At 37.8% G+C, this 2645-nt stretch carries 2 protein-coding genes; one reads left to right on the forward strand and one right to left on the reverse strand.

The annotated features are described in order from the left end of the window. Positions 1 to 87: 87 nt before the first annotated feature. Entirely contained in the window at positions 88 to 666 is a 579-nt protein-coding gene (locus tag ABY905_RS16230) for a DUF2284 domain-containing protein (RefSeq protein WP_372645758.1), read from the reverse strand. Positions 667 to 1049: 383 nt separating this feature from the next. On the opposite strand from ABY905_RS16230, the gene ABY905_RS16235 reads away from it, so the two are divergent. Continuing rightward, on the forward strand, positions 1050 to 2645 hold a 1596-nt coding region (locus ABY905_RS16235), incomplete at its 3' end, for an SLC13 family permease (protein WP_372645760.1).

Below are 2645 nucleotides of genomic sequence, written 5' to 3' on the forward strand. Positions count from 1 at the left end.
AAATTAGGAGGGCCAGTATTGTATAGGTGAAGTATCTCATTTAGATTATTTTTAGGAGTCGCTAATTTACAAAAAAAGAGGAGTTTTCTATTTTTTCAACAAGATTGCGCCAACAGAACTAACATGATTGGGAACTTGTCCGGCTTTGGCCCATTCGAGTTGATGTTGAAACAGTTCTTCCATTATTTTTGTCACATTAAAACCAAAGGCGACCAAGTTGTAGCGTATTAAGTGGGGCAGGTGACAGGCTTCGGCTTGTGCAGCCTTGCAAATGGTACAGATTTCACATGAGTTGGGACCAATAAAACGTTCGGCTTCAGTTTCAGTATTCCTTAAATTCTTTTGCAATAAATCTTTGGCAAAATTATAAGCCGTTAAAGCTCTTTCTTCCGATTCGATAAAGGAGAATTGATCACAATCTGTCTTGTATAAAATCAATTTAATGTGAGTATGATCGGCAGCATATTCCATAAAGGGAGGGCAATGTGGTGGACAAGTCCATTTCTTAGAAAAGTTCTCACATCCCGTTTGACAATAGGCATTGAATTCTTCAGGATTCCAATACGGGAGAATGTCTTCAAGAGGCAATTCAATTTCCTTAGTTTGAATTTGAATATCCTTGTCTTGAAATTTGCTTTCTATAAGAGGTCTGTCTACGGCTTGCATCATTGTTATTTTAGGGCAGCAAAATTACATTTATTCTCTTTAAATCCCCTATTTATATTTGAGTCCTATGGACACGGTTCATAGTGAACTTTCCGTCCCTTATAACTTTGATGCTCTTTGTATGAAAAATATGAATGTGTGCCAATGTGTATGAAGCTTTCTTATTGTCAGGTAATGAGTTGATTAAGTTTTTCAATTAGTTTTATGACTAATACAATACCTTAATTATATTGATCTTAAATAAGCATAAGAATAGGGTATTGCACTTGACTTTTTTCGTATATTCGTATTTTAAAATACCTGCGTAAAGCTGTGTGGTTGGCTTTCTGCGCCTAATACGTTCATTTGAAGCTTTTAATAAGCGATATTATAAATTCTACTATATGCTCAGTTTTGATGCCATTGTTGTATCAATTGTTTTAATTTTTATTGTTCTATCCTTTTATAAGGAATGGATTGGGCCTGCCTTCACTTTTTTGATTGGCGTTGTAGTACTTGGAATTTTTGGTGTTTTAACCCCTTCAGAAATTATGGGTGGTTTTGCCAACGATCAGGTTATGGTGATTTTAATGCTACTCTTGATTGGTGATATTATTAGAGACTTGGGTATTGTTGAAAACTTATTCGATAAGGTTTTCCGAAAGGCAAAAACCTACCGGCAATTTATGGCGAGAATGATGCTTTTGGTAGGTGGCTTCTCTGCTATTTTAAATAATACGCCCTTAGTTGCTGTCATGATGCCTTATGTGCACTCCTGGAGTAAACGCAATAATATTTCACCCTCAAAACTTTTAATTCCCCTTTCATATTCAGCCATTTTAGGTGGTTGTATCACGCTGATTGGAACATCAACTAACCTGATTGTAAATGGTATGGTTGTAGATCAGAATATTATTCCAGGCTTGGAGTCTTTGGATATGTTCGACTTTGCCTATGTGGGTATTCCTATGATGTTTATCGGCTCAGCTTACATTTTACTTGTGGGGAAGAAACTATTACCCGATAATGCTGACACTCTGGATAAATTCTCAGAGAATTCACGTCAGTATATTGTTGAGGCTCACGTGCGTCCTGGTTCAGATTTGAATGGAAAGAGTATTGGAGAAGCCAACTTGCGTAACTTGCAGGGCTTATACCTTTTTCAAATCAAAAGAAACAACATTAAGCTTGCAGCTGTTTCTCCAGAATTTATCTTAGAAGAGGGAGATTGTTTATTCTTTGCAGGTGCTACTGAAACCATTGCAGAATTGATTCTTGCAAACAAGGGATTGACCTTACCCACTGTTGGAATGCTTAGCCATAAAAAGCAACTCGAGGTGGTTGAAATTGTGGTTTCACACAACTCGACTTTGATATCCAAAACGGTGAAAGAAGCCAATTTCAGAGGAAAATACGATGCGGCAGTCATTGCCATTCACCGAAATGGTGAGCGTATGTCTGGTAAAATTGGTGATGTGAAAGTCCGTGCTGGTGATGTTCTTCTTCTTTTGGGAGGAGACGATTTTACTGCAAGAACACAACGCGTTCAGGATTTCTACTTTATCTCTAAGGTGAAGGAATTTCGTAAGCAAGAGAATTATAAGATTGGGTTGTTATTGGGAGGAACGATTCTGGCTGTGATTTTATCAGCTCTGAAAATCGTGCCTTTGTTTATGACATTGATTGTGATGATTATTGTGATATTAGCTCTTAAAATCACGAACCCTAAGGATATTGCTGCCAGTATCGATTTCAATTTGGCATTGATTATTGCTCTCTCGCTGGCTTTTGGTACAGCTATGATCAAATCGGGTTTAGCCGAGTTGATTGCCGATCTCCTCATATCTGTCTTTTTACCATTGGGACGAGTCGGGATACTCTTTGGAATCTATCTCATTACAACAGTCTTAGCTGCTTATGTAACCAATAAGGCTGCCGTTGCCATTATCTTCCCAATCTCATTGAGCATGGCACTGCATCTGCACCTCAATCCAGAACCT

It is taken from the genome of Ancylomarina sp. (genome assembly GCF_041555295.1).
In the GTDB taxonomy this organism is placed as follows: domain Bacteria; phylum Bacteroidota; class Bacteroidia; order Bacteroidales; family Marinifilaceae; genus Ancylomarina.

Excerpts from the sequence above, each read along its gene's own strand:
- ABY905_RS16230 (WP_372645758.1), bottom strand. The coding sequence starts at position 666 with ATGCAAGCCGTAGACAGACCTCTTATAGAAAGCAAATTTCAAGACAAG.